Origin of the sequence: Rhodococcus sp. PML026 (assembly GCF_000963615.1) — a bacterium.
Lineage (GTDB): Bacteria > Actinomycetota > Actinomycetes > Mycobacteriales > Mycobacteriaceae > Rhodococcoides > Rhodococcoides fascians.
In genome coordinates this window covers 678,626-704,976 of the sequence record NZ_KQ031376.1, presented here as the reverse complement: position 1 = coordinate 704,976, position 26,351 = coordinate 678,626, and the positions used below count along the sequence as shown (strand labels likewise).

Below are 26,351 nucleotides of genomic sequence, written 5' to 3'. Positions count from 1 at the left end.
GACTGTATCGAACAGGTGTTCCCATTGCCAGCTCCCGGCGGTATCGTTCTCGCATGGGTTACCGATTTCAGGTCGTCGTGGACAGCGTCGACCCGCATGCGCTCGCGGCATGGTGGGCACAGACTCTCGGCTGGCAGGTCGAACCCAGCAACGAGGAGTTCATTCGCGAGATGGTTGCGGCAGGCCACGCCCGAGAGGAGGACACAACCGTGTTCGACGGCGTTCTGGTGTGGCGAGCAGGCCAGGGCATCACCGATCCGGAATCTCCGGGCACCCCGCGGGTGCTTTTTCAGGCGGTACCCGAATCGAAGTCCGTGAAGAACCGACTCCATCTCGACGTTCGTGTCGGTGACGGACGCGAGGCGGTGGTGACCGCACTCGAAGGTCGAGGCGCGTCGGTACTGCATCGCGGGCAGCAAGGGCCCAGCACCTGGATCACCATGACCGATCTCGAGGGCAACGAGTTCTGCGTCAGCTGATCGCGCTGAGCTCTATCGATACGCGCCGGGAGTTTGGCCGGTCCAGCGCTTGAAGGCTCGGCGGAATGCGCTCGGTTCGGAGAAGCCCAGGCGGGCCGAGATGTCGTCCACGCTGTCGCCGCGGCTCAACCCCGAGATGGCCGCGTCGCGCAGAACCTCCTCGCGGAGCTGATTGATGGAAGTGCCTTCCTGGCGAAGAACGCGGCGCAGATGCGGCGGGCTGATGTTGAGCATGGCCGCAATCTCTTCGGTAGCCGGCGTACCGCCTCTGAATCCGGTCTCCAGGGCTCTTCGGACCTGACTCGACGCAGTGCTGTCGTAGTCCCTCGACGAGAACAGCAGGTTGGGTGACTCCGCGAGGTACTCGGCCAGTGTCGCCTCGGTCTGCACTATCGGGGCGCGCATGAGCGCGGTGTCGAATTCCAGTGCGGCGCGGTCGGATCCGAACTGCACATGAGTTCCGAATATGGTGTCGTACATCTTCCCGGCCTCGGGCCCGGGCAGTGCATAGGGCAACTGAACCGACAGGAGTTTGACCCGGTTACCGATCAGCCACGCCGCGAACCGATGCAGCAGAATCAACAGGAAGTCGGTCAGCAATCGCTCGGCGAGCTCGTTCGCTTCGGGGCTGAGGTCGGTCGTGGCTTCGACGTGCACCGTCAGGACCGTCGACTGCTCCGTTCGATCCAGCGTCATCGGTTTCACCGGAATGAGCACGCGCATGGTCTCGGACATTCGAATCAGCGCTGCCCACAGGTTCTCCGTGTGTATCAACGTCTGACACACCACCCGAAAACTGCCGCGCCGCACGGGAACTGCGGCGAGTCCGAAGAGTTCGTCGCCGGTCATCGCCCAGACGGCCTGGGTGAACGCGGTGACCTGTCGGGTGGTGAGCCGCTCCGCCGGGTCGTCGAGAATGGTGGTTCCGATCCCGGCCATCGACAACGGGTACGTCAGGTCCACTCCGCCGTTGGCCGCGAGGTCGACGGCTTGCCTGACGAAGTACGCCGGAATCGTCGGTTGCGCAGTCACAATCGCCGTAACCTCTCGGCGGCATCGGCGAGCACGTGGTCCTGCTTGCAGAAAGCGAAGCGCACCAACGAATTCCACGGCGCGGGCTCGTCGACGAAGGCAGTCACCGGTACCGCGGCGACGCCCACGAGATCGGGCAGGGAGCGACAGAACTCGTACGCATCACCGCGGCCGATCGGTGCGATATCGGCGCACACGAAATACGTTCCGGCGCTGTGCTTGACGTCCGCACCCGCCTCGGTCAACGCCGCGGACAGCGTGTCTCGCTTGTGCTGCAGACCGTCGCGCATGGCGGCGATCCACGCCTGCTCGTGACCGAGTGCGTACGCGACGGCGGGCTGGAACGGGGTGCCGCCGACGAAACTCATGAACTGCTTGGCGGCGCGCACCGCATCGATCAGCTCTTTCGGTCCGAGCGCCCACCCGGTTTTCCAGCCGGTGGCGTTGAACGTCTTCGCGGCACTGGACACGGTGACGGTTCGCTCGAACATGCCCGGCAGCGTCGCGATCGGGGTGTGCACACCGTCGTCGAAGATCAGATGCTCGTACACCTCGTCGGTGAGCACGAGCAGGTCGTGGGCGATCGCGATCTCGGAGATACGGATCATCGTCTCGCGATCGAACACGGTGCCGGTGGGATTGTGCGGCGAGTTGACGATCAGCATGCGCGTTCGCGGCCCTACGGCGCGTTCGAGGGCGTCGGTGTCGACGGTCCATCCGTTGCTGTCGGTGACCAGGGGTACGGCCGTGCGAGTGGCTCCGGCCAACGCCACAGCGGCCGCATAGGAGTCGTAGAACGGCTCGATCAACAGCACGTCGTCGCCCGCCTCGATCAAGCCGAGCAGCGTCGCCGAGATGGCCTCGGTGGCACCCACGGTCACGAGAATCTGCGAATCGGGGTCGTACCGAAGTCCGAACCGGGCGAGCCGGTCATCGGAGATGGCTGCGCGCAGCACCGGCATCCCCGGGCCGGGGGAGTACTGGTTGAGACCGTTCGCGATGGCGTCACGCGCGGCCTCGAGCATGGCCGACGGTCCGTCCGTGTCCGGGAATCCCTGCCCCAGATTGACGGCGTTCTTCGCCACCGCGAGCGCGGTCATCTCGGCGAAAATGGTCGATGCGAACGGGCGCAACCGGGTCACTGTGCGCGACGGCAACATCTCGGACATTCCTGCAGCGTAGTTCACACAGCCGGCGCGAGCGTCGGACCTGCGTCTGTACTGTGCCTGTCATGCGATTCGGAATGTTCGTGCCTCAGGGTTGGCGGCTGGATCTGGTCGGGATCGATCCGGCCCAGCAGTGGAGTGTGCTGCGCGAGCATGCCGTTGCCGCCGAAGCCGGACCGTGGGAATCACTGTGGGTCTACGACCACTTCCACACCGTTCCCGTCGCGACGGACGAGGCGACGCACGAGGCCTGGTCGCTGATGTCCGCACTGGCCGCGTCCACCTCGCGTATCCGACTGGGTCAGATGTGCACTGCGATGTCCTACCGCAACCCCGCCTATCTGGCGAAAGTTGCTGCGACAGTGGACATCATCTCCGGCGGTCGGGTCGAGATGGGTATCGGCGGCGGTTGGCACGAGCACGAGTTCCGCGCCTACGGCTACGGATTTCCCTCTGCCGGTGAACGATTGGGCCGCCTCGACGAGGGCGTACAGATCTTCAAACAAGCGTGGACCACCGGCGAGGTGTATCTCGACGGCAAGCACTACGAGATCGACGGTGCCGTGGTGCGCCCACTGCCCCTGCAGGAGGGCGGCATCCCACTGTGGATCGCCGGTGGCGGCGAAAAAGTGACACTGAAGATCGCAGCGAAATACGCGAACTACACCAACTTCGATGGAACCCCTACCGGTTTCGCCGCCAAATCGGCTCTGCTGCGCGATCATTGCGCAACCGTCGGCACGGACTTCGACGCCATCGTCCGCTCGGCCAACTACAACGTGGCCATCGGCTCCACGGAGGCCGAGGTGCAGGAGCGGTTACGCGCTCTCGAGGCTCGACTGACCGAACACGTCGGAGCCGAGAAGGCACACGAGGCATTGGGCGCATACCGCGGAATGCCCGCCGTCGGAACACCCGAGCAGATCGTCGAGAACCTCACCGAACTGCAGCAGCAGGGCATGACGTACGGAATCTTCTACTTCCCGGAAGCCGCCTACGACCGCTCCGGCATCGAACTCTTCGAGCGCGAGGTCATCCCGGCTCTTCGGTAGGTCGTTCCGCAGGCTCCACTCCCGGCTCTTCGGTAGGCCGCGTCAGGTCCTCGGGCAGATCGGCGGGGTCGACGAGCAGCTGCTGGTTCTTGGCCTTGCGTACCTTCTCCGACAGTCCGATGTTGGCGTGCAGCAGTGCCCATTCGCCCTCGGTGATCTCGGCGGCGGCGCGTGCCAGGACGGCCGCGTCGGTGGTGCCCCAGGCGATCGGCATCGCCGACACCAGCTGCCAGGTGCGTCCACCGGTGTTACGGCCGCGATCGGCGAGCACCGACACCGCAGGCACCTCGGCACCGCGTTCGACGGCGTGGCCGGGCAGCGCACGGACGACGCGCGTGATCAGGACGTAGTGCGGCTCGTCGACTCCTGGTTTCGCGACATCGACCAGCGACAGCAACGTCGCGCCGCTCGGCATCGTCTCGGCCACCACCGCCGGAACCAGATCGCCCCGGGTGTAGAGCGATTCGATGGACCCCATCTTCTTCGGTGCCCACACCATGACCCACAGGGACGTCGCCGCCCCGATGCAGAACACGCCGCCGAGGATGTACGACCACGGCGTCGCGATCCAGAAGAACCAGATCCCCAGTGCCAGCAGGACCGCTGCCGTGAGCGCCGCGGACATCCGCAGCCGGCGAAGTTCGGTGAACGTCTCGTTGACCGACTTCGCGTGGGCTACGTCTACAGGGAACTCGAATCGGCGCACACTGCTATTCCTAGCATGCCGCCGATCCCGACACGAAGCGTCAGATTGCCGGGCCGAGCAGGTCGTCGGCGTCGGTGATGCGGTACGCGTATCCCTGTTCGGCGAGGAACCGCTGCCGATGCGCGGCGTATTCGGCGTCGAGGGTGTCGCGCGAGACCACCGAGTAGAAGTGCGCCTGACCACCGTCGTGTTTCGGCCGAAGCAATCGGCCCAGTCGCTGGGCTTCTTCCTGCCGGGAGCCGAACGTTCCCGAAACCTGGACTGCCACCGACGCTTCGGGAAGGTCGATCGAGAAGTTCGCCACCTTGCTCACCACCAGAGTCTGGATCTCACCCTTGCGGAAGGCGTCGAACAGCACCTCGCGTTCCTTGTTCTTGGTCGAGCCCTGGATCACCGGCGCGTTCAGGGCTTCACCGAGTTCGTTCAGCTGATCGAGGTACGCGCCGATCACCAACGTTGGAGCATCTTGGTGTTTCGCCAGAATGGACTTCACGACGGCGATCTTGGTGTGCGCCGTCGAGCAGAGCTTGTAGCGCTCCTCGGGTTCGGCGACCGCGTACGACATGCGCTCGGCGTCGGTGAGGGTGACGCGCACCTCGATGCACTCGGCCGGTGCGATCCACCCCTGCGCCTCGATGTCCTTCCAGGGCGCGTCGTAGCGCTTCGGCCCGATCAGCGAGAAGACGTCGCCCTCGCGTCCGTCCTCGCGGACGAGCGTGGCCGTCAAGCCGAGTCGACGCCGTGACTGCAGGTCGGCTGTCATGCGGAACACCGGTGCGGGAAGCAGGTGTACCTCGTCGTAGATCACCAATCCCCAGTCGCGGGAATCGAACAGCTCCAGGTGCTTGTACTCACCCTTGGTTCGACGGGTGATGACCTGGTACGTGGCGATTGTCACAGGGCGGATCTCTTTGCGCTCGCCCGAATACTCGCCGATTTCCTCCTCGGTGAGCGACGTGCGAGCGATGAGCTCGCGCTTCCACTGCCTGCCGGCGACGGTGTTGGTGACCAGGATCAGCGTGGTGGCCTTGGCTCTGGCCATCGCCGCCGCACCGACCATGGTCTTACCCGCACCACACGGCAGCACGACGACGCCGGAGCCGCCGGCCCAGAACGAATCCGCGGCCATCTCCTGGTAGTCGCGCAGCGTCCACTTGCCACCCTCGGTATCGAGCTCGATCGGGTGCGCTTCGCCGTCGACGTAGCCGGCGAGGTCCTCGGCGGGCCAGCCGATCTTGAGCAACATCTGCTTCACGTGGCCGCGTTCGCTCGGATGCACGATGACCGTGTCCTCGTCCACCATCGCGCCGAGCATGGGCGCAATCTTCTTGTGCCGCATCACTTCGGTGAGCACGGCGCGGTCCAGGCTGATCAGCACTAGACCGTGGACCGGGCTCTTGACCAACTGCAACCGGCCGTATCGGGCCATCGTGTCGACGATGTCGACCAGCAACGGCTGCGGTACCGCATAGCGCGAGAAGTTGACCAACGCGTCGACCACCTGCTCGGCATCGTGACCGGCAGCGCGCGCGTTCCACAGCGCCAGCGGGGTGATGCGGTAGGTGTGCACGTGCTCGGGCGCACGTTCGAGCTCGGCGAACGGTGCGATCGCCGCCCGCGCTGCGCCCGCGAGTTCGTGATCGACCTCGAGCAACAGCGTTTTGTCGGACTGGACGATCAGCGGGCCGTCGGTCACGGTTCCTCCTAGAGACTTCTGCTGCGCCCGAAAGAGCGCAACTTCTCCATTGTCCACAGGTAGGGGCCCGCGTGCACGTGAGCAGTGACTCAGTCCACCAAGGCGACGGAGGTGATGCGGTGCAGAGTGAACCGCCGCACGCCCCCGGTGGCGGGGTCGAATGCGTCGAGTTGACCGCCACCGATGCTGATCGGATCGACGATGCGGTGGGTCGCGACGCCCTGTGCGTCGACGTACCCGATGCTGACGCTGCGCTTGACCTTCGCTGCTGTCTGCAGCAGCGTCATCGTCGCGGTGCTGCTCGCGCGAGATCCGTCGGCGCGCACCACCGCACCGCCGTTGCCCGCAGCGCGGTCGGCGGCTCGCATTCCGCGTACCAACGACCCGAGCTGCTCGTCGGTGGGAACGGCCGGGGTACGGAAGGTCTGGCGCGGCCGCCGCGCCGACACCCGGGAGCCGCGGGCTCGAAGATCGACGATGGTGCCGGACGAGTCTTCACCCGCGGGCGCGAATCCGGCCCCGGCGAGTACCGACAGCACCTCGGCCAGCGGTGCCTGGGAGATCGCGACGGTCGGGGCAAGGGCGCGCAGGGCCAGCGACTCGGCGGCCGGAGAGGCCATCACCTCGGCGAGCAACGCCGGGTCCTCGCACCGGACGAACGACGCGGCCACGCCGGCGCGTAGCCGGCCGTGACGCCTGGCCACGTCGTCGATCAGATACGTCAGGGCCTGCGGAACCGGAGTGCGGGAATGGGTCGCGAACAACGAATGCAACTCCGAGGCCGTCAGGCCCACGTCGAGGGCCCGGCGCAGGCTCGTGTCGCTGATGCGATACATCGTCGCGGCACCCGCCGACTCGACGTCGGCGACGAGCGCGATCCGATCCTGCAGATCCGGTTCGAGCGGTCCCGGTGCCACCAGCGTCAGGTCGGCCTGCACCAACACGTAGTCGATCGGCTCGGGGAGTGCCGCGCGCATGTCGGCCTCGGCATTACCGTCGTGCAGCAGCGAGCGTCCCGGCGTCGACATCGCGCCGCGCGCGACCACTCCCAACGCGGTCGCCTCGGCGATCACGTGCCCGACGGGTGTCACGCCGAACCGTCCGGACCACCGGGGTCGACGCCACGTCAGTGTGCGGGTGAGGTCGGTGGGCGTCGCGGCGTGTCCACTGCCGAGCTCGGCGAGCAGCTCCAGGATCATGCGACGGTCGCGGGGCGCGGCAGGCGAGCGGACTTCGTCGGACAACGCGGCGATGGGCTTGTCGTTGGGGTCACGCATGCCGATCACCCACGGGGCTCGCGGCGTCTCGAGCCAGGCGGAGGCGAGGGTGTGCCACCGGGCGGCCGGGGCCGCGGCGAGCCACGCGTCGACGGCGGGCGTCGGTGCCCAGTAGTCGTCGCCGGTGTCGGCAGAGGGGACAGGGTCCGGGGTTCCGCTGGAGATCAGATGGGCGGCGGCGAGCAGTTCGACGAGGATGCTCACGCGGTCGTCGTCGAGTCCGGTGGCCTTGGTGATCTTGCGCAGCTCGCGCACTCCGAGCCCGCCGGCCTTGAGGGCGGGAGCCGGCGACGCGGACAGCGCCTCGATGATGGCCACACAGTGCCGCCCGAGCTCCAGTGCCTCGCCCGCCGCAGCAGCGTCGACGTCGGCGAGCGCATGTGCAGTGGTCGTCAGCTTCGGCTCGGCGAGTGAGCGGGGATCCGTCATGGGCTCGCCGCGCAATATCTGACCGACCTGGACGGGGAGTTCGACGGTTTGCTCGTCCAACCAGATCAGCAGGCCTGCGGCGAGCAGTTTCTGCACGGGCCGATCGGGTGGGGTGCCCGGCGCGGCGTCTCGGGTACGGCCGGTGGGCGAAGACCTGGCCAGGGTGTCGAGAAGATTGCGTTCGCCGTCTTCGAGTGCGGCCAGCGCTGTGGTGATGTGGGTTTCGGTGAGGGTGTCCACCGGGTCGAGAGCGCGGCCGATGCGCCACGGCACGGCGTCCGCAGCGGTTGCGCTGATCCGGAACCCAGCGGCGTCGCCCCAGACGAGAAAGCGTTCGCGCAGTTGGGACAGCGCTCTGTCCACGGCTTTGGCCGGGGCGCGCTTGGCGATGACGGACAGCAGCGTGGCCCTGGTGACCGGACGCTCGTAGGCCTCTTCGATGGCCAGGATCTCGAGCACGGTCAGGGCCAGGGTGTCGAGGGTGTCCGCAGTGTGCAGGATCGACCGGCGTTGCTCTGCCCGGCCGGCCAGCACTGCCAGCGAGGCGGGCGGCGGCGCAGTCAGATCCGGACGCAACGACATGGCCTTGATCAGCTCCGCGTCTGTGCGAGCTGCGATCCACTGAGGCAGATCGGGAGGCATGTCGGTGTGTCGGGGCGCAGTCGTGTCGGTCATCGTCTATCAGATTAGAGACCTGGGCTGGTGCTCGCCGCAGGGCAGGTGTCAAAATGGGCCCATGGTGAACAAGTCGAAGAAGCCCTATGTCGATCCAGGCTGGCCGGAAACCGCTCGCGGTGACCACGCGGTGACCGAACTCTCGTCCGCTCGATCGGGTGGCTTGTCGCCCTTCGGTGAGGACACCGAGTTCCCGCTGCCCGTCGAAGACCTGCCCTACGCCCATCCGGTGACCGTCGTCAATCGCTGACAACGGCGCCCGAACACGAGAAAGCCCCCGACATCTTCGCGATGTCGGGGGCTTTTCTCGTATAGCGGCGGTTCTTGCTACTGGGGCAGGAACGCCTTGTTCGCCTGGTAGAAGCTGACGACCTGCGGATCGAGCTGGATGCCCTGAGCGGCGTTCTGGACGAACGACGCGATCTGGGGATCGTTGGTGATGTTCTGGACGGCGGTGACGATGCCGTTGACGACCTCGGCCGACGCATCGATCGACGGGATCGACGTCAGATCGGGGAGGGCGGGAACTTCCGGTGCCTTGGGAGTGGCCGGAACGCTGCGCTCGGTGGGTGCGCTGCTCAGACCGAGGCTCGAGGAGCAGGAGGGCCATGCGCCCCAGCCCTGCGAGTCGAGGACCTTCTCGGCGACTGCGATCTGCTCTTCACGGCTGGCCTGGTTGGCCGTTGCCGCGTACTGCTGTCCACCGTGTGCGTTCCAGGTGCTGGGGGAGAACTGCAATCCGCCCTGGAAGCCGTTGCCGGTGTTGATGCCCCAGTTGCCGCCTGCTTCACACTGCGCAAGGCGATCCCAGTCGGAATCCGGTGCCGCGTTGGCGGTACCGGTGAAGGCGATGCCCGCGGTGCCCATGATGGCACCGGTGACGGCGACCTTTGCGACGGTCTTGCCAGTGGTGCTCGGCTTGCGATGACGTCCGCTCATACGAGTTGAAATCCTCTCCACACGCGCCTGCGAGGTCAGCTGTCGGGTTCGGGCTGAGAGGTAGCCCGGCCTTCTTGCTCTTCCATATCGGATGAGCAATTGGGCTTCACCCCAAGGGAACTCGGTGCGGCTTCGTGAGTCGCTACAAGTTCCCGGTTGTCCGTGGAGGACGTGGGTCCCCCGTCCTCGTCCCCTGGGTGATCGTCGAGGGTTGTTCCGGTTCCCGCGGGACGAGGTTTGGCGCTGCGGGCCGGAATTCGGCCGAACTTTCCGGCCGCTGCTGACCGTACTGAAATTCCCGGGTTACGTCACTATTTGGTAACTGTCGATTTTTTCGTGTGTCAGCGACCGTCCCGACGGTCTGATTCCGGTCGCTCGAATAGGCCCAGCTAGTGGCTGTTCTCGGTGATCGACCCCGTGCTGTTGCCGGTCTGTTACCGAAGCGTGATGTGACGGAAGTCACATCACGCGAGGGGGCCTCGAAAGGTCACCGAACCGCAACGATGTCTTTCCCCAGCGGCATGAGCGAGACCGGAATCAACTTGAGGTTCGCGATCGCGAGCGGAATACCGATGATCGTGATGGCCATCGCGATCGCCGTGACGACGTGTGTCAGCGCCAGCCACCACCCGGCGAGGACGAGCCAGAGCACGTTGCCCACGAGGGCACCCGAACCCGCGCCGGGCTTGTCGACGATCGTCGACCCGAACGGCCACAGGGCGTAGACGCCGATGCGGAACGACGCGATCCCGAACGGAATGGTCACGATCAGGATGCACAGCAGGAGTCCCGCGAAGAAGTAGCCGAGTGCGAGCCACAGTCCACCGAACACGAGCCAGATGACGTTCAGGAGCAGTCGCATGATCTATCGCGCCCGTCGGCCGGAGAGCAGCGCGTACACCAGAGCGAGCACGAATCCGGCGGGTGCCGAGAACATCGCCGTCAGGTACAGGCCCAGCGGCGGCTTGGCGTCGGAGAAGACCGGGAAGAACAGGATCGCGACGATGGCAACGAGGCCGATCGCGAACAGCACCAGCGCGATGCGCAGCAGTGCAGTACTTCGCTTGCGAGTAGATGAGTCCACACCACCACGGTAGTGCGCGGCGGTGCGTCGTGCGAAAAACCGGAATGCCCTATTCGGGGCCTGCGCGCTAGACTGGCGTATTCGCGTCCTGCGTTTTCGTGGGGCGCGAAACTTGTGCACACCGCAGGGTCCCGACATCGGGCGTGCGGATACGAAACCAACGACAGCAACAGATGAACGGGTGAGCTCAGTGCCGACCGGCAAGGTGAAGTGGTACGACGTCGACAAGGGATTCGGATTCCTCTCGCAGGAGGAAGGCGAGGACGTGTATGTGCGTTCGTCAGCGCTGCCCGAAGGCGTCGACGGCCTCAAAGCCGGCCAGCGCGTCGAATTCGGCATGGCCGCGGGCCGTCGTGGCCCGCAGGCACTGAGCCTGAAGGTTCTTGAGCCTGCCCCGTCGATTCGCCAGAACAGCGGCAGCACCCGCCGCGAGCCCGTCGAGCGCAAGCACACACCCGACGAACTGCACGGCATGGTCGAGGACATGATCACGCTGCTCGAAGCGACGGTGCAGCCGGAACTCCGCAAGGGCAAGTACCCGGACCGCAAGATCGCTCAGCGCATCTCCGAGGTGGTCCGCGCCGTCGCTCGCGAGCTCGACAGCTGATCGTTACGGACGCGTGCCGATGGACCAGATCGCGTGGCTGACGAAGCTCTCGGTATTGGTGTCGGTGTCGATGATTCCCGTGGGTAGCCGAACCTCGATTCCGAGCAGGGTTCGGCCGCCGTCGTCCGTCGTCGGGACGGTGACGCTCAGCCGGGTTCCCGGCTGATTGAACTGGCTGCTCTCGACGACCGCCCCGGTGTCGTCGCCGTAGACCAATGCCAGTTCCCACGGCGCGGAGTAGACGGCCTCGGGCATCGACAACTGCACCGTCGGGGCAGATCCCACCTGGATCTCGGCGGTCTCGCCGACGTTGGTGCACAGCGGGTCGCTCACGGCGCAGTACAGGTAGGGCTCGACTTGTACGGCTCGACCGTTGGAGTACGCCGTGACGACCGGTTCCTTGTCGGGGGCATTGCCGATCAGGACGGCGAGTACCCCGACGAACGCGACCGCGATCACGAACAGGCCGGCGGCGATCAGCGACGCGATCTTCTTGGTGCGGGGAGCCAGGTTCACTTGGTCACGTTTTCGCCGTAGGAGCTGTCGGATACTTCTTGTTCGACATGGTCGGGCCGGTTGCCACCGAACCCGGGTAGCAATGATCGACCGCGGTAGGTCAGGAAGGTCTGCACGAGGCCGATCGTAAGCAACACCGACACGACCGTGAAACCGAGCCAGTACTCGGTGGGAAGCAACACCCCGAGCGTTCCGCCGAGAACCCAGCACAGCTGCATGACGGTTTCCGAGCGGCCGAACCCGGATGCAATGGACTCCGGAGGCAGGTCGGACTGCAGAGACGCGTCGAGCGAGACCTTGGCCAGTGCGCTCGCGCTCGACGCGACCAGGGCGGCCACGGCGGCGGTGAGCAAACTGTCCGTGACAGCTGCGACGACGGCGACGACCGTCACCGCGACCGTGCACCGCAGGACGACCACCGATGGTCGGCCGAGCTTGATCCTGGCACCGAGTGCGTTGCCGGCGAAGTTGCCGAGACCGGCGGCGGCTCCGACCAGTCCGAGCATTGCGGCCTGCTGCAGCGGCTCGTGTTCGGTGCGGGATTTTGCGACGAACGCGATGTACAGCGTGAGGAAGCCGGTAAGAATTCTGATCGTGCCGTTGCCCCAGAGTCCGACGATCACCGCACGGCCCAGTGGCTGCCTGCGGTTCTTGGCGGCGGTGGCAGGCGGTGGGGTGCGCTTCAGCTTCTCGGTCGGGGCACCGCTGCCGGGGTAATCGCTGCTGTGATGCTGGTCGGCGTGGTAGCCGAGGGTGGCCGGAACTTCGCCCTCGGTCACTTCCACCCAGGACGGGATGCGCATGCTCAGGTATGCGCCGAGCACGGTGATCGCGGCGACGAACCACAGTGCGCCGGGCGAATCGGCGACGAAGGCGATACCGCCGGCGACAGCGCCTGCGGCGATGGTGCCCCCGAGCAGTCCGAAGACGGTGAGCCTCGAGTTGACGCGGACGAGGTCGATCTCCGGTGGCAGTACCCGCGGCGTCACCGCACTCTTGAGTACCGCAAACGATTTGCTCAGGACGAGCATGCCCAGCGCCGCTGGATAGAGCACCCAACTGTCGAAGTTGAACACCAACACCACCGCCAGCACGGTACGCAGGCCGAACGAGGTGGCCAGCGCGATGCGTCGGCCGTGCTGCAACCGGTCGAGCAACGGGCCGATCAGCGGCGCGATCAGCGCGAACGGAGCGATGGTGATCACCAGGTACAGCGCAACCTTCGTCTTGTCCTCACCGGTCGCCGCGGAGAAGAACAGCGTGTTGGCCAGTGCAATCGCCAGGGCAGCGTCCGATGCGAAGTTCGCCATCGTCGCGTAGGTCAGCGCGGTCAGCCCGGACTTGTCCGCCCCATCGGCTTTCGCAGCCCGCTGGAACGACGCGATTCCTTTGCCGGTCAGCTCGCGCCCACGCATCGCCGCGACGCGGGTGACGGTGAGCTTCTTGGGCATCGGTGGTGGCTTACGGCCGCCGGTTCGGCCGCGCGCGGCAGTGATCTGCTGCGTGCGCGCCGGGTGCAGCGGCGGCAACGGTTGGCGGCGGCTCGGAACGTGGCCGCCGGCACCGGATTGGACAGCACGGGGGTCGGCCGGTGGATAGTTGACGAAACCGGGATGCTCCGAGCTCTGTTCGTCAGCAGTGGAGTGACCGGTTTCGTTGCCAGCGCCCGAGTTTTCCGCACCTGGCGTGGGGTGGGGGAGTCGCGGATCGGTCACGTGATCAATTCTGTCCTACGGCCGCGGGATCGGTGAATCGCACCTCGAAGATCTTTGGCCAGAATTTGCCGGTCACGAGGAATCTGTCGGTCCCGGGGATCTGGGCGATGCCGTTCAAGACGTCGGCTCCGTTTCGCTCGGTGGCCGACATCGAATCCCACATCGGCTTGCCGTCGACGACGGCGGTGACGCGGCCGGTGGTGGGGTCGATGCGCATGATGTCGAAGGTCTGCCAGACGTTGGCGTAGATCGAGCCGTCCTCGGCACATTCGAGTTCGTTGAGCCGTTCCACCGGATTGCCGTCGAGTGTGACGTCGACGGTGTTCACGGCGTCGAAGGATGTGGGGTCACGGAAGGTCAGGGTGGACGTGCCGTCGCTCATGACCAGTCGGTCGTCCGGGGTTCCTTCACCCTGCGTGCACAGCCCCCATCCCTCGCCGTCGTAGTCCACTCGGCGCTGTTCGGCCAGGGTGTCTCGGTCGCGGGCGATGGCGACTCCGTCTTGCCAGGTGATCTGCCACAGGGTGTCGCCGTCGACGGTGATGCCCTCGCCGAACAGGTCGGACGGCAGATCGACCCGCCCCAGCTCGGTCATGTTCTCGAGCGACGTGCGGCGGACGAAGGAGGAGCCCTCCAGCCCGGTGCCCTCGTAGAGCACATCACCGTCGATCTCGAACCCCTGAGTGAAGGCGTCGTCGGCGCGATCGTAGGAACGCAGAACCTCGGCGCCCAGCGTGGGTACCGAGTCCGACGTGATGGGGGCCGAGTCGCCTGGACCCGACGTCGAAGAGCAGGCGGTGACGGTCAACAGGGACGTCACGAGTGCAGCGAAGGTGCGAGCGCGGACGGTCATTGCATCCATGATGGCAGCCCGAACTGGGCGTCACCGAGTTGATGCGGCAAACTGAATGTGTGAGTGTCGTATCTTCTCCAGAGCTCGGATCCATCCGCCCCGTCTTGGCCGATGCCGTGGATCTCGCGCGGCAGGCTCTGCTCGAGCTGGGAGAGGGCGGTGTCGGCGAGTACCTCGGCGTGACCGTGGAGGACGACAGTGCTGCCACCCACCGCTTCGCCAGCGATCTGGACGGCTATCGCGGATGGCAGTGGGCCGTTGTCGTCGCTGCTCCCGACGACGCCGATCACGCCACCGTCAGCGAACTCGTGCTGCTACCCGGTCCCGATGCTCTCGTGGCACCGTCCTGGGTGCCCTGGGACGAGCGCATCCGACCCGGTGATCTCGGGCCGGGCGATCTGCTCTCTCCACGTCGAGACGACCCGCGACTGGTGCCGGGATACGTCGCGTCCGGTGACCCCGCCATCGACGAGGTGGCCGGCGAGATCGGGCTCGGCCGCACTCAGGTCACCAGCCTCGAAGGACGGCTCGATGCCGCCGAACGATGGCACGACGGCGACTTCGGCCCGGACAGCGAGATGGCCAAGGCCGCGCCGTCCACGTGCGGACTCTGCGGTTTTTACCTACCCCTCGCGGGATCGCTCTCCGCAGCGTTCGGAGTGTGCGGCAACGAGTTCGCCGCCGACGGTCATGTGGTGCACGTCGAATACGGTTGCGGCGCGCACTCCGATACCGAGCTGCCCACCGGAGCGGGCTCGCCGCAGTTCGAGCCGTACGACGACGCAGCACTCGACGTCACTCCGTCGCCGACCGGTGCCGCACAGTCGAACGAGCCTACCGCGAACGACGCTGTTGCAGAAGATGATTCGGAAGCGATCGTCTCGTCGGCCGAGACGGTAGCGGTAGCGGAGTCCGAGGTGCCCCAGCCCGACGCGGCAGCACCTGAATCGGCAGCACCCGAGTCGGCAGACTCCGCACCGGCAGAGCCCGAGGTGGTCGAGACCGGGAACGATGCCACTGACGCAGCCTCTTTGGCCGGCGACGCTTCTCCGGCCGACGACGCTTCGTCCGCAGTCGCAACCGAGACGCCGGCTGTCGGTACCGGTGTCGATCTCGTCGCCGATTCCAGTGTCGACGATGGTGTGCAGCATGAGGATTCGGCATCGCCGAGCTGATCGATCCTTTCGGTACCGGGTCGCTTCGCGAGTCCATTCTCGCGTCCTGGGGTTCCTCGCCCACGCGGCTGCGGGAAGATTCGGCATCCGAGGTAGATCTGGTGCGCGGGGGATACCGCGATCGTTTGTCGACCGAGTTGGCGCAGAACGCGGCTGATGCTGCGCAGCGAGCCGGCGTCCCGGGTCGGCTCTCGGTGTGGACCGACGAGGCGGGTGCACTGCATGTCGCCAACACCGGTGCTGCGCTGGATGTGTCGGGTGTACACGCTCTCACCGCGCTGCGGGCGTCGGCGAAGGCTGCGGCCGATCCGGGTGTCGGACAGTTCGGGGTCGGCTTCACCGCGGTGCGATCGGCGTCCGACGAGATCGAGGTCCGCTCGCGCGGTGGCGGGGTGATCTTCAGCGCCGAGCGCACTCTGACCGCGTTGCGCGAGCGGGACATGACAGTGCCGGAGTCGGGTGTGCCGGTGCTTCGGTTGGCGTGGCCTACTTCCACACCGCCCGCTGCCGGGTTCGATACCGAGATCGTGTTGACGCCGCGACCCGATGTGCAAGCGGAATCCTTTGCCGGGGGGTTCCTCGACGAGGCCGTCGACTTGTTGCTCGAGCTCGACGCGTTGGATTCCATCGAGATCGATGGTGTCGTCGTCGACTGTGTGAGAACGGAACTCGACGATGCACGCGTCGAGATCGCCATCGGTTCGCGAACGTGGCTGCAGTACACCACCTCGGCTGCGCGGTGGATCGTTCCGATGGTCGACGGTCTACCCGTTCCCGCAGCGCCGGATGTGTTGCGGGCCCCGACGCGGTCGGACGAGCTGTTGTCGTTGCCCGCGTTGGTCGTTGCCGATGTACCCATGCAGCCGGATCGTCGACGAGTGTTGCCCGGCGTCTCTGTCGCCGAGGTGGCCCACGGTTATCCCGATTTCGTGGCGTCGTTGCCTGCGTCCGCGCGAGTGTCGTTCGTACCCGAGGTCGGGTTCGCGCGCAGTGCGATCGACGGAGAGCTACGTGAGCTGATCTTTCGCCGATTGTCCACCGCACCATGGCTTCCCGCTGCCGATGGGCCCGATCTCGTACCCGAACGTGCCCATGTTCTGGCCGATGCCACCGAGGAACTCGCCGCGGTGTTGCTCGATGTGGTCCCGAATCTGGTGGACGCCACTCTGTCGGGCGCGCGGCACGCGTCGGCGTTGTCGGCGGTGGGAGTGCACCGCATCGGGTTGGCGCGGTTGGCCGAGATGCTCGGCGGGCAGGCCCGTGAGCCGGCCTGGTGGCGGCGACTCTACGACGCGTTGACTCCGCTCGTCGTCGACGGGGTCGCAGCGGAAGAACTTGCTGCGCTGCCGGTTCCGCTTGCGGACGGTCGTACGGTCACCGGTCCACGGACTACCGTCGTCGGGTCGGACGCGTCGGCCGAGGTCACGTGGGTACGCCTGGTGCATCCGGATGCGGTGAGTCCGTTGTTGATTCGGCTGGGTGCGCGGGAGGCCACTGCGGCCGAGCTGTTGTCGGATCCCGCCCTCGAAGCGGCCCTCGACGATCTCGATTGGGACGGCGACGAGGTGGATGGCCTGGTGTCTGCAGTGCTGGCGCTGGCGGGGGAGGCGGGAGCGCTTCCGGGGTGGCTCGGGAGTCTGCCACTCGAAGACGACGAGGGCGAATTGCGCAGTGCGGACGAACTGTTGCTGCCCGGTGCACCGTTGGCGAGGCTGTTGGTTCGGGATTCGCCGTTCGGTGTTCTGTCGGCGGCCTCCGTGGCCAGGTTCGGGAAGCGGGCCCTGCGCGCGGTGGGCGTCGGCTGGGGGTTCTCGGTGGTGCGCGACGAGTGTCCGACGGGGCCGGATCACGACCTGGACGACGAGCCCGCCTGGTGGTCGAGTCTGGCCACGGAGCCGGAAACCCTTGTTGCGGTTCGTGATCTCGACCTGGTCCGGTCGGATGCCTGGGCCGAAGCTCTGACGATTCTGCTCGACGAACCGAGTACCCGTGCAGCCTTGACCGACCGGGACGGCTACACGGCATGGTGGCTGCGACGTCATGCGCTGATCGACAACCGCTCGCCCATCACGTTCCGGGCGCCGTCGGACGAGACGTTCGCCGGTCTGCTCGATCCGTTGGATCATCCGCGCGCCGACGAACTGCACGCGGTGCTCGCCGCGTCGACCTGTGAGAGCGTCGAGAGCGCGCGGGTGTTGTTGCGTGCACTCGAGGACCCGCAGCGACATCCGACGGCGGCGGTGATCGCGCGCACGCACACGCTGATCGCCAGTGCCGTCCTGGATCGACGCATCGACGTGGCGGATCTCGATCCACCGGATCGCGTGCGCACTCTCGGCGGCACCGTGGCCGATGCGTCGGACGGGTTGGTCGTCGATGCGCCGTGGCTGGCACCGGTCGTGCCACCGGAGGTGGCGGTGCTCTCGGACATGACCACGGCAGCCGCGCTGGCCGACGTCCTCGACATCAGGCGGGCGTCGGAGGCCATCACCGGCGAGGTTCGCGGAGTCGGGCGCGTCAGTTCGTGGGATCGAGAGCCCGGGGCCGTGCTGGCCTGTGCGGTGCTCGGGCTACCGCTGCCGACAGGTTCGGTGGTGGTGCACCGCGAACTGGTGGTGCGGTTGTCGGGAGCTGTCAGCGGTGACCGCGCTGTGCCGTGGTGGGTGACACCGGACGGAACAGTGCATTGTGTGGAAAGTTGGGAGCGACCTCGTGGGGCCTGACCATGCCGTGTTGGAGTGGATGGTCGAGCATCGAGTCGGCTGGGTCACGACGATGTTCTGGATCATCACCACGGTGGGGAACACCTTCATGATGTTCGTGTTGTCCGCGGGGGCGTGGGGCGCGTTGCTGACGTCCAAGAGGACTGTCGACGCGTGGATGGTCGCGGGTTCGATGCTCACCGGGTGGGGGCTGATGAATGCGCTGAAGTTCGCGTTCGCGCGGGAACGTCCACCGATTCCCGAACGGCTGGTGGAGATTTCGAGCCATTCGTTTCCGTCCGGCCACGCGACGATGTCGATGTTGCTTGCCACGGTGGCGATCGCGGTGATGCTGCGATCGTCCACTCCGTGGCTGCATCGGCCGGTGCTACTGACGTTGCCTGTGGTCGCGGCCCTGCTGATCGGATTCTCTCGGATCTATCTGGGTGCGCACTGGACGACGGACGTGCTGGCCGGCTGGGTGTTCGGTGCCCTGTGGGGGCTGGGTTGGATCTACGCCGAAAAAGCGATCAGCGCGAGAAATCCGAGCGCTGCGCGATGACGAGGAGCTCGTCACGCATGGCCGGGCTGGAGACAGCGTTGGCGCGTGCGTAAAGGGCGCGGAGCGAGCGGACGTGGTTGCGGCGGTTGCGGTACTGAGCGACGAACTTCATGGCCTGTGCTTTCGTGGATCAAAGGTTATCGAAACTGACATAACCTATGCTCCACGTTAACTCTGTGTTACTCAACCGGCTGAGGGGTTAGTTTGCCCACGTCAGAAGGGTTTTCGTGATCGGGCTAACGTGATCCTGATCTCAATCGAGGCCGCGTTGGGCGGTTCTGCTGCCGCGTCGTGACGCGGCTCTCTGCGCCAGGAACAGAGCGAACCCGACAGCGCCGACCGCGATGCCGGACCAACACGTCGCCACCGCGTCGTCGCTGCGGTCGCCGGTGGCGGTGAACACGACCAGCGCAACGATCCAACCGAGGATGCCGATCGTCAACACCGGCACCGGATCGGTGAGGCGGGGCGGGATCTGCGGGACGTCGGCCACGAATTCACGCTACGCCACCATATTTCGCCAACCCTCGCGGTGTGCTTTATCTTTCACTCATGCCTATGTCGTCGCGATTACTCGACAACTACTTCAAGATCACCGAGCGCGGCTCGACTGTGGGTTCCGAGGTTCGCGGCGGTGTCGTCACTTTCGTGGCGATGGCCTACATCGTCGTGCTCAACCCGCTCATCCTCGGTAGCTTCTCCGCCGACGACGCGGCTGCCAAGACCGACGTGCTCGGCAACATCCTGCCCGTCGCCCAGGTTGCCGCCGTGACGGCACTGGTCGCCGGCTTCATGAGCATCGCGTTCGGCATCATCGCGAACTACCCCTTCGGTATCGCGGCCGGCCTCGGCATCAACACTCTCCTGGCCGTCACCATCGCTCCTCAGGTCAGTTGGCCCGAGGCCATGGGCCTGGTCGTCATCGACGGCATCATCATCGTTCTGTTGGCCGTCACCGGCTTCCGGACGGCGGTGTTCAACGCGATTCCGCCCGAACTGAAGGCCGCGATCGCCGCAGGCATCGGTGCCTTCATCGCGTTCATCGGCTTGGTCGATTCCGGCTTCGTACGCCGGATCCCCGACGCCGCAGGCACGACGGTTCCCGTCGGCCTCGGCATCGACGGGTCCATCGCGTCGTGGCCGACGGTGATCTTCGTGTTCGGGTTGTTGCTGATGGGTGTGCTCGTGGTGCGCAAGGTCCGCGGCGGTCTGCTGATCGGCATCGTGGTCACGACGGTGTTGGCGGCCATCATCGAGGCGGTCACCGACGTGGGGCCGTCGAACGGCGTCGACCCCAAGGGCTGGAACCTGTCCGTGCCGCAGCTGCCCAGCGTTCTCGTACAGTCGCCGGACCTGTCGCTGGTGGGCAACGTCGACCTGTTCGGTGCGTTCACCCGCATCGGTGTGCTGGCCGCGAGTCTGTTGGTGTTCACGCTCGTCCTCGCGAACTTCTTCGACGCGATGGGAACGATGACGGGTCTGGGTAAAGAAGCGAATCTCGACAAGGACGGCACGCTGCCCAACATCGGCAAGGCGTTGGTCGTCGAAGGTGCCGGAGCCATTGCGGGCGGCGGCGCGTCCGCATCGTCGAACACGGTGTTCGTCGAGTCGGCCTCGGGAATCGCGGAAGGCGCACGCACCGGACTGGCCAACGTCGTCACCGGCCTGCTGTTCCTGCTGGCGATGTTCTTCACCCCGCTCACGGCTGTCGTGCCCATCGAGGCGGCTGCTCCGGCGCTGGTGGTGGTGGGTGCCCTGATGATCGGTCAGGTTCTCCACATCGACTTCAAGCGCTTCGATTACGCGCTGCCGGCCTTCCTCACCATCCTGGTGATGCCGTTCACTTACTCCATCGCGAACGGTATCGGCGTCGGTTTCATCACGTGGGTCGTGCTCGCCGTCGGTTCGGGCCGAGCGAAGACGGTACATCCCCTGTTATGGGTCGTCGCGTTGCTGTTCGTGGCGTTTTTCGCAGTCGGTCCCATCACGGATGCGGTTACCTGATGCTGGGTCGGTACCAGGGCGTATTCTCTGCGCTGTGACGTCGGGAAACAGTGTGAAAGACAATCGGGAATTGGCAAGCGACCTGTCGCTTGCGGTGGTGAGGTTGACTCGCCACCTTCGAGGTAGGCGAGTGGACTCGCAAGTGTCGCTCACTCAGCTGTCGGCTCTGGCCACGCTGAGTAGGGAGGGCGACATGACGCCTGGCGCGTTGGCGGCTCGGGAGCGGGTTCAACCCCCGTCAATGACGCGGGTGATCGCGTCGTTGGCCGAGCTGGGTCTGGTGGAGCGCACGCCGCATCCCACCGATGGCCGTCAGGTGATCGTGTCGTTGTCGGCGGCCGGCAAGGAACTGATCGCGGACGAGGCGAGTGCTCGCGAGGCGTGGATGACCGCACAGCTGGCAGGCCTCGGACCCGAGCAGCTCGCGACGCTGCGAGATGCGGTGAGCATCATCAGCGCATTGGTCAGCGACTCCGAGTAGTTACCTAGGTTTATTATTTGACCTGTGGCTCCAGTTTCACGTACGTCCGGCGCGACGATGTTCGCTGCTCTGAAGACTCGCAACTACCGATTGTGGGCGTCGGGGCAGATCGTCTCGCTGGTCGGAACGTGGATGCAGCGGGTGGCCCAGGACTGGCTCGTGCTGACGCTCTCCGGCGGCAACGGCTTTGCCGTCGGAATCGTCATGGCCCTGCAATTCGGGCCGACGCTGTTTCTGTCGGTGTGGGGCGGAGTACTCGCAGACCGGTACGACAAGCGCAAACTCCTCATGATCACCCAGGTGTTCGCCGCAGTCTGCGGTCTGGTGCTGGGTGTGCTCGATGTCGGCAACATGGTCGAGCTCTGGCACGTCTATGTCATCGCCTTCATCCTCGGCTGCTCGTCTGCCATCGACGCGCCGGTGCGGCAATCGTTCACCATCGAGATGGTGGGCAAGGAAACTCTGTCCAACGCGATCGCGTTGAACTCGATGACGTTCAACATGGCGCGGATCGTCGGGCCTGCGGTGTCGGGAGTGCTCATCACCCTCGTCGGTACCGGCTGGGTGTTCCTGATCAACGCGGTGTCGTTCGCCGCGGTGTTCGGTGCCCTCTTTGGCGATGAACGTCGGTCAACTCTTCCGTGTCGAACCGGCACCGCGCGCCAAAGGGCAGGTACGGGAGGGCTTTCGCTACGTCTGGGGGCGGGGAGACCTACGAGTGTTGCTGGCGACGGTGTTCATGGTCTCGACGTTCGGTCTCAATTTTCCGCTGAGTCTGTCGGTGCTGGCGCGCAACACGTTCGGCAGCGGAGCCGACGCATACGGGTTGCTGTCGACCACCCTCGCGGTCGGCACGCTCGCGGGAGCGACCCTGGCGGCCCGGCGCGCCACCGCCCCTCGATTGCGGCTCTTCATCGGTGCGGTCATCGCGTTCGGTCTGTTCGAGTTACTCGTGGGATTGATGCCCAATTACGTTCTCGTGGCAGTGCTGTTGGTGCCCACCGGCGCATTGACGCTGACGTTCACGACGTCGGCGATGAACATTCTGCAGATGTCGGTGCCGTCCGACATGCGCGGCCGCGTGATGGGCATCTACATGCTGTGCTTCCTGGGCGGAACTCCGCTGGGCAGCCCGGTGCTCGGCTGGCTCGCCGACGCCCTCGATCCACGCGCACCGCTGTTGTTCGGCGGTGTCATCTCATTGGCGACGGGACTCTTCGCTGCCGTGTATCTGCTGCGGCACAACAACTTGCGGATCACCGTGGTACCGCCCGCCGACGGTCACCGGCTGCCCACCCTCGACACGGTGGCCGCAGCCGCCAAGGTCTGACGCTCCTCAGATCCACCCGTGGCGTCGGGCCAGTGCGCAGGCCTCGTGCCGGTTCGCCGCCCCGAGTTTCGCGGCCGCCGCAGACAGATAGTTGCGGGTGGTCCCGGGTGACAGATGCGCGCGCTGCGCGATCTCCGCGATCGATGCGCCGTCGGCGGCGAACTCGAGCACATCGGCTTCCCGCGGTGTGAGCGGTGAGTCCCCGGCCCCGATGGCTTCCGCGGCGAGCGTCGGGTCGACGTACCGCCCGCCGCCGTGCACGGTGCGCACCACCTCGGCCAGGGTGGCGGCCGAGGTGGTCTTGGGGAGGAACCCGCGCACGCCGGCCTCGAGCGCCTTCTTCAGGTAGCCCGGCCGACCGTGGCTGGTGACGATGATCGACGCGCAGGTGGGCAGTGTCTCGGCAATTTTCTGCGCCGTCTCGATGCCGTCGATCCCGCCCATCTGCAGGTCCAGCACTGCCACATCGGGTGCCAGGGCCGCGGCAACCGTCAGGGCCTTCTCGCCCGAATCGGCCTGTCCGACGATCTCGATGTCGTCCTCCAGATCGAGCATGGTCGCCAGCGCAGATCGAATGAGGTTCTCGTCGTCGGCCAGTAGAACTCGAATCATGGTGTGGTCCTCGGGTTCTGGGGCGATGTGGGCAACACTGCGATGAGGGTGAATTTCTCGGTTGTCTGCTCCGTGCGCAGTTCCCCTCCGACCGCGACCAAGCGTTCCCGTAGGCCGCTCAGACCCGTGCCGTCGTTGCGGCCGTTCGGCGCACCGGGGTGGTCGTTGGTCAGTCGAATACTGCTGTCGGTCAGTTCGATTCGGCAATAGGTGGCCGCGGAGTGACGCAGTATGTTCGTCACGCCTTCACGAACCACCCAGGCGGCCGCCTCGGCCCCCCGCTCGGACAGTGCCGAGGTCTCACCGGTGAGCTCGGTGGATATCCCGGCCGCCGACAGGAGCGAGCGGGCACCGTCGAGTTCGCCTGCGACATCCACCGATCGATAGCCGCGCACCAGCTTTCGGGCGTCGGTCATCGATTCCTGCGCCAACGCGCGCACCTCGTCCATCTGCGTCGCGGCGCGGTCGTCACCCCTGCGGGCCAGCGTCGCGGCAAGTTCGCTCTTGACCGCGATGGCCGAGAGTGCGCGCCCGACGACGTCGTGCAGATCGCGCGAGAACCTCAGGCGCTCCTCTGCGACGGAGAGAGCTGCGGCTGCGTCGCGGGTGGCGTCGAGTTCGGTCACGATGCGCAGCAGCCACGCCGACAGTTGCACGGTGAAGGCCATGAAAGCGATGAAGACGCCGAGTATTACCGTTTCCAGCGCCGGGGTTCCCACGGCCGCGGCAATCGCGGCGGCGGCCACGGCTGCCGCGAGAGACCAGCGCAATCGAATCAGGGTCGCGACCGCGGTGGTCACGAGTACGGCGGCCCAGAGCGCGTTGCTCGTCGTCCCTCCGGCAACCAGCACCACAGCGGCGACGGACATGATCGCCAACGGGATTCGAGGGTTGGCCGTCGACTCGCCGCCGAGTGCCGGGGTGCGCTGAACGACCACGAAAGCGGCGGCGGCACACACCGCTGCCGCCACCGTCGATCGATAGTCGTCGTACTGAAGCGTCGTCAGCATCGCGCCGACAGCGACACCGACGGTGATCAGCAGGAACGATTGGCGGGTGTAGACGCGTACCTTCTCCACTGCACTGCTGTCGTTCCAGCCGTGCAGTGGATTGAGGTACTCGTACAGCTTCATGATCTCCAGCCTTGCAGACGGACGACGACAGTGTGATCAGGACCGCGGTTCCCAGCGGAAGTGGGTGCGGGCGATCAGCAGGCTGCCGAGAATCCAGGCCAGCATCACCGCCACCGGCATGGCGGCCTCGCCGAAGGTGGCGGCGAACCCGACCGACGCGTCGCCGGGGGTGGTGGTACCGAACCAGCCCAGATTCAACAGGTCCGACACCGCGGCCATGGGAGTCAGCTCGACGACTCGGCTCAGTGAATCCGGGAGAACGTCGCGCAGCATGGCCGAGCCGGCCATGGCGATCAGAATGACCGGCAGACTGGTGATCTGCGCTGCTTCCGCATTACGGGTGAAGGCAGACGTGATCAACGCCAGTGCGGCGAACAGTGCCGCGCCGCCGAGGAGGGCAACAGCGACGAGCAGGACGTTGGTGGGAATGGGCCCACCGAAGGCCAGCACTACAGCTCCGACGATCAAGCCCAGTACGACGGTGAGGACGAACGAGGGGACCGCCGGCCCCAGCAGAATCTGAATGTCCGAGCTTTCGCCGGTGCGAAGTCGCTTGAGTACCAACTCGTCTCGACGTGTGGCGTAGATCGAGAGCATGTTGTAGTAGACCATGAACACCAGCAGGAACAGCGCGAAGAACTCGAGTGCCGCTCCCACGCCCACGTCGGTCAATCCGTCGTCGCCCCGACTGCTGATGATCAGCATGACCACCGGTAGCACGAGAGGTATGACGGTCGCGTTGAACAGTAGTACTCGGTTGCGTCCGAGCAGTGTGAATTCTGCTCGCGACAGGGCGGTCATTGTGCTCATGCGCTCATCACCTCGGTCTTGTCATCGGCTGGTTCGTCGATAGGGGAATTGTCGAATTCGTCTGCGATGGAGAGGAACACGGTTTCGAGCGATGCCGCGCGGGCGTCCAGTCCGTGCAGGGTCACCCCGTTGTTCCGAGCCCACAGCAGCAGATCGGTCAACGTCTCCTGAACCGAGGACGTCTGGATCGAGACCGTCTCTCCCGAGACGTCCATGGATGTGCCCGGCAGCGACGGCAGTGCCGTTCCAGGGGCCTTCAGTTCGATCTTCGCCGGATGGTCGGCGACCACCTCGTCCACCGTGCCGCTCCGAACGACTCTGCCGCGGTGCATGATCGCGAGTCGATCGCACAGTGACTCGGCCTCGTCGAGGTAGTGCGTCGTCAACATGATCGTGACGCCGGAGTTCTTCAGTTCCTGGATCAACCGCCATGTGTTGCGGCGACTTTCGGGATCGAGACCGGTGGTCGGCTCGTCCAGGAACAAGACGCGCGGACGGCTGATGATCGCGCATGCCAGGTCCAGCCTGCGCTGCTCGCCGCCGGACAGGAATTTGACCCGCGTATCGGCACGGTCGGCCAGGTCCACGCGACCGAGTACCTCCGCCACCGGCAGTGGATGGCTGCAGGTGCCCGCCCACATCCGAAGACTCTCGGCGGTGGTCAGATCCTGAGGCAGGCCGCCCTTCTGCAGCATGATTCCCAGAGCAGGTCGGACCTTACGGCGATCGGCCACCGGATCCATTCCCATGATCCGCACCGTGCCCTTGCTGGGTCGCGAAAGGCCCTGAATCACTTCGAGAGTGGATGTCTTGCCCGCACCGTTGGTGCCCAGTAGGCCGAACAGTTCACCCTCCGCGACATGGAGATCGAGAGCCTGGACGGCCTCGTAGGCGTTCTTGCCCGATCCGTAACGGCGCGTCATCCCGTCGACGTCGATGATGGTCATGATTGCGTCCCCCAATGGCGCAGTCCGATGACGAACCGGACACCCATGAAGGCGACGATGACGCCCAGTGCGACGAACGCCGGAAGGGACGGGCCGACAATCGCGAACAGCACGGCGATGATCGCGATGCTGATGACGATGACGACGATCTCACGCGCCATCGTCGGAGCAGGCCCGAGCTCCATCAGATCGGTGAACAGATTTCCTTCGTCTGGTTGCTTCATGACTACGATCCTGCTGCGCGTCGAGCCCCGAAAACAGTGCAGCGCATCATGACCTGAGGTGACACCGTCACGGTCCAGCCATGACAAACGTCATGCGCGCGTGTCTCCACCCGATCTCCACCCGTGGGTCGATGTGCCCCCACCG

General features: G+C 65.8%; 27 protein-coding genes, 1 pseudogene and 1 riboswitch. Of the genes and pseudogenes, 10 read left to right on the top strand and 18 right to left on the bottom strand.

What is annotated here, in order from left to right; genetic code table 11:
• Positions 1-53: 53 nt before the first annotated feature.
• Positions 54-479, top strand: a complete 426-nt coding sequence (locus tag VF34_RS22895) for a VOC family protein (RefSeq protein ID WP_032372963.1) — start codon at positions 54-56, stop codon at positions 477-479.
• Between the two features lie 12 nt (positions 480-491).
• Here VF34_RS22895 and VF34_RS22890 read toward each other — a convergent pair whose 3' ends face one another.
• Complete coding sequence (locus VF34_RS22890) at positions 492-1,511, bottom strand: AraC family transcriptional regulator (RefSeq protein ID WP_027495889.1); 1,020 nt, start codon at positions 1,509-1,511, stop codon at positions 492-494.
• Entirely contained in the window at positions 1,508-2,680 is a 1,173-nt protein-coding gene (locus tag VF34_RS22885; RefSeq protein WP_032372973.1) for a pyridoxal phosphate-dependent aminotransferase, read from the bottom strand. Before VF34_RS22885 ends, VF34_RS22890 begins: the two co-directional genes overlap by 4 nt.
• Before the next feature lie 62 nt (positions 2,681-2,742).
• On the opposite strand from VF34_RS22885, the gene VF34_RS22880 reads away from it, so the two are divergent.
• Positions 2,743-3,729, top strand: coding sequence for an LLM class F420-dependent oxidoreductase (locus VF34_RS22880; protein WP_027495891.1), 987 nt, complete (start codon positions 2,743-2,745; stop codon positions 3,727-3,729).
• Here the strand turns inward: VF34_RS22880 and VF34_RS22875 are convergent.
• The 3 genes from VF34_RS22875 to VF34_RS22865 all read right to left on the bottom strand — a co-directional run bounded on the left by VF34_RS22875 (position 3,710) and on the right by VF34_RS22865 (position 8,512).
• Positions 3,710-4,435, bottom strand: a complete 726-nt coding sequence (locus VF34_RS22875) for a DUF3239 domain-containing protein (RefSeq protein WP_169879424.1) — start codon at positions 4,433-4,435, stop codon at positions 3,710-3,712. The two genes, VF34_RS22880 and VF34_RS22875, sit on opposite strands and share 20 nt — an antisense overlap.
• A 40-nt stretch (positions 4,436-4,475) precedes the next feature.
• Positions 4,476-6,131, bottom strand: coding sequence for a DNA repair helicase XPB (locus VF34_RS22870; protein WP_027495892.1), 1,656 nt, complete (start codon positions 6,129-6,131; stop codon positions 4,476-4,478).
• 89 nt (positions 6,132-6,220) lie between these two features.
• Entirely contained in the window at positions 6,221-8,512 is a 2,292-nt protein-coding gene (locus VF34_RS22865; RefSeq protein ID WP_032372962.1) for a helicase-associated domain-containing protein, read from the bottom strand.
• Between the two features lie 61 nt (positions 8,513-8,573).
• Between VF34_RS22865 and VF34_RS22860 the strand changes: the two genes are divergently transcribed.
• Positions 8,574-8,762 carry a hypothetical protein gene (locus VF34_RS22860; RefSeq protein WP_008719333.1) on the top strand — a complete coding sequence of 63 codons (189 nt, stop codon included), beginning with the start codon at positions 8,574-8,576 and terminating at the stop codon, positions 8,760-8,762.
• Positions 8,763-8,839: 77 nt separating this feature from the next.
• On the opposite strand, the gene VF34_RS22855 is transcribed toward VF34_RS22860, so the two are convergent.
• From VF34_RS22855 to VF34_RS22845, 3 genes are all read right to left on the bottom strand, one after another.
• Positions 8,840-9,451, bottom strand: coding sequence for a transglycosylase family protein (locus VF34_RS22855; protein WP_027495894.1), 612 nt, complete (start codon positions 9,449-9,451; stop codon positions 8,840-8,842).
• A gap of 8 nt (positions 9,452-9,459) precedes the next feature.
• Positions 9,460-9,668, bottom strand: a riboswitch (cyclic di-AMP (ydaO/yuaA leader).
• A 270-nt stretch (positions 9,669-9,938) separates the two neighbouring features.
• Positions 9,939-10,313: a YccF domain-containing protein gene (locus VF34_RS22850; protein ID WP_027495895.1), complete on the bottom strand. Its 375-nt coding sequence runs from the start codon at positions 10,311-10,313 to the stop codon at positions 9,939-9,941.
• Between the two features lie 3 nt (positions 10,314-10,316).
• On the bottom strand, positions 10,317-10,535 hold the full coding sequence (locus VF34_RS22845; RefSeq protein ID WP_027495896.1) for a hypothetical protein: 219 nt from the start codon (positions 10,533-10,535) through the stop codon (positions 10,317-10,319).
• A 190-nt stretch (positions 10,536-10,725) separates the two neighbouring features.
• Here VF34_RS22845 and VF34_RS22840 point away from each other — a divergent pair, with 190 nt between their 5' ends.
• Complete coding sequence (locus VF34_RS22840) at positions 10,726-11,142, top strand: cold-shock protein (RefSeq protein WP_167327283.1); 417 nt, start codon at positions 10,726-10,728, stop codon at positions 11,140-11,142.
• A gap of 3 nt (positions 11,143-11,145) precedes the next feature.
• Here VF34_RS22840 and VF34_RS22835 read toward each other — a convergent pair whose 3' ends face one another.
• Genes VF34_RS22835 through VF34_RS22825 form a run of 3 tightly spaced genes read right to left on the bottom strand, consistent with a single transcriptional unit; the run spans position 11,146 to position 14,226 of the window.
• On the bottom strand, positions 11,146-11,658 hold the full coding sequence (locus VF34_RS22835) for a DUF2771 domain-containing protein (protein WP_032372961.1): 513 nt from the start codon (positions 11,656-11,658) through the stop codon (positions 11,146-11,148).
• On the bottom strand, positions 11,655-13,373 hold the full coding sequence (locus VF34_RS22830; protein WP_196249508.1) for an MFS transporter: 1,719 nt from the start codon (positions 13,371-13,373) through the stop codon (positions 11,655-11,657). The genes VF34_RS22835 and VF34_RS22830 overlap by 4 nt, the downstream gene beginning before the upstream one ends.
• 4 nt (positions 13,374-13,377) lie before the next feature.
• Positions 13,378-14,226: a glutaminyl-peptide cyclotransferase gene (locus tag VF34_RS22825; protein ID WP_032372960.1), complete on the bottom strand. Its 849-nt coding sequence runs from the start codon at positions 14,224-14,226 to the stop codon at positions 13,378-13,380.
• 41 nt (positions 14,227-14,267) lie between these two features.
• On the opposite strand from VF34_RS22825, the gene VF34_RS22820 reads away from it, so the two are divergent.
• From VF34_RS22820 to VF34_RS22810, 3 genes are read left to right on the top strand one after another with little or no spacing between them, the layout of a single operon-like run.
• Positions 14,268-15,401, top strand: coding sequence for a DUF3027 domain-containing protein (locus tag VF34_RS22820; protein ID WP_080733191.1), 1,134 nt, complete (start codon positions 14,268-14,270; stop codon positions 15,399-15,401).
• The gene (locus tag VF34_RS22815) at positions 15,398-18,124 is read left to right on the top strand and encodes a sacsin N-terminal ATP-binding-like domain-containing protein (protein ID WP_032372959.1); all 2,727 of its coding nucleotides are present in this window, start codon (positions 15,398-15,400) and stop codon (positions 18,122-18,124) included. The genes VF34_RS22820 and VF34_RS22815 overlap by 4 nt, the downstream gene beginning before the upstream one ends.
• Positions 18,114-18,665 carry a phosphatase PAP2 family protein gene (locus VF34_RS22810; RefSeq protein WP_230591092.1) on the top strand — a complete coding sequence of 184 codons (552 nt, stop codon included), beginning with the start codon at positions 18,114-18,116 and terminating at the stop codon, positions 18,663-18,665. Before VF34_RS22815 ends, VF34_RS22810 begins: the two co-directional genes overlap by 11 nt.
• Here the strand turns inward: VF34_RS22810 and VF34_RS25390 are convergent.
• Together VF34_RS25390 and VF34_RS22805 are read right to left on the bottom strand one after the other, a co-directional pair.
• Entirely contained in the window at positions 18,634-18,777 is a 144-nt protein-coding gene (locus tag VF34_RS25390; protein ID WP_167327272.1) for a hypothetical protein, read from the bottom strand. The genes VF34_RS22810 and VF34_RS25390 overlap by 32 nt on opposite strands.
• 141 nt (positions 18,778-18,918) lie before the next feature.
• The gene (locus VF34_RS22805; RefSeq protein WP_027495903.1) at positions 18,919-19,158 is read right to left on the bottom strand and encodes a DUF2530 domain-containing protein; all 240 of its coding nucleotides are present in this window, start codon (positions 19,156-19,158) and stop codon (positions 18,919-18,921) included.
• Positions 19,159-19,217: 59 nt separating this feature from the next.
• On the opposite strand from VF34_RS22805, the gene VF34_RS22800 reads away from it, so the two are divergent.
• From VF34_RS22800 to VF34_RS22790, 3 genes and pseudogenes are all read left to right on the top strand, one after another.
• Positions 19,218-20,669 carry an NCS2 family permease gene (locus VF34_RS22800; RefSeq protein WP_027495904.1) on the top strand — a complete coding sequence of 484 codons (1,452 nt, stop codon included), beginning with the start codon at positions 19,218-19,220 and terminating at the stop codon, positions 20,667-20,669.
• A gap of 52 nt (positions 20,670-20,721) precedes the next feature.
• Entirely contained in the window at positions 20,722-21,150 is a 429-nt protein-coding gene (locus VF34_RS22795) for an Rv0880 family HTH-type transcriptional regulator (protein WP_027495905.1), read from the top strand.
• A gap of 57 nt (positions 21,151-21,207) precedes the next feature.
• Positions 21,208-22,480, top strand: a pseudogene (locus tag VF34_RS22790) (MFS transporter).
• A gap of 6 nt (positions 22,481-22,486) precedes the next feature.
• On the opposite strand, the gene VF34_RS22785 reads toward VF34_RS22790, so the two are convergent.
• The 5 genes from VF34_RS22785 to VF34_RS22765 are packed head-to-tail and all read right to left on the bottom strand — an operon-like array spanning position 22,487 to position 26,206.
• Complete coding sequence (locus VF34_RS22785; RefSeq protein ID WP_027495906.1) at positions 22,487-23,092, bottom strand: response regulator transcription factor; 606 nt, start codon at positions 23,090-23,092, stop codon at positions 22,487-22,489.
• Complete coding sequence (locus VF34_RS22780) at positions 23,089-24,225, bottom strand: sensor histidine kinase (protein WP_045842048.1); 1,137 nt, start codon at positions 24,223-24,225, stop codon at positions 23,089-23,091. Before VF34_RS22780 ends, VF34_RS22785 begins: the two co-directional genes overlap by 4 nt.
• Before the next feature lie 36 nt (positions 24,226-24,261).
• Complete coding sequence (locus VF34_RS22775; protein ID WP_032372958.1) at positions 24,262-25,035, bottom strand: ABC transporter permease; 774 nt, start codon at positions 25,033-25,035, stop codon at positions 24,262-24,264.
• On the bottom strand, positions 25,032-25,982 hold the full coding sequence (locus VF34_RS22770) for an ABC transporter ATP-binding protein (protein ID WP_032372957.1): 951 nt from the start codon (positions 25,980-25,982) through the stop codon (positions 25,032-25,034). Before VF34_RS22770 ends, VF34_RS22775 begins: the two co-directional genes overlap by 4 nt.
• A complete protein-coding gene (locus tag VF34_RS22765) occupies positions 25,979-26,206 on the bottom strand; it encodes a hypothetical protein (protein WP_176457023.1) in 228 nt (75 codons plus the stop codon). The genes VF34_RS22770 and VF34_RS22765 overlap by 4 nt, the downstream gene beginning before the upstream one ends.
• Positions 26,207-26,351: the final 145 nt, after the last annotated feature.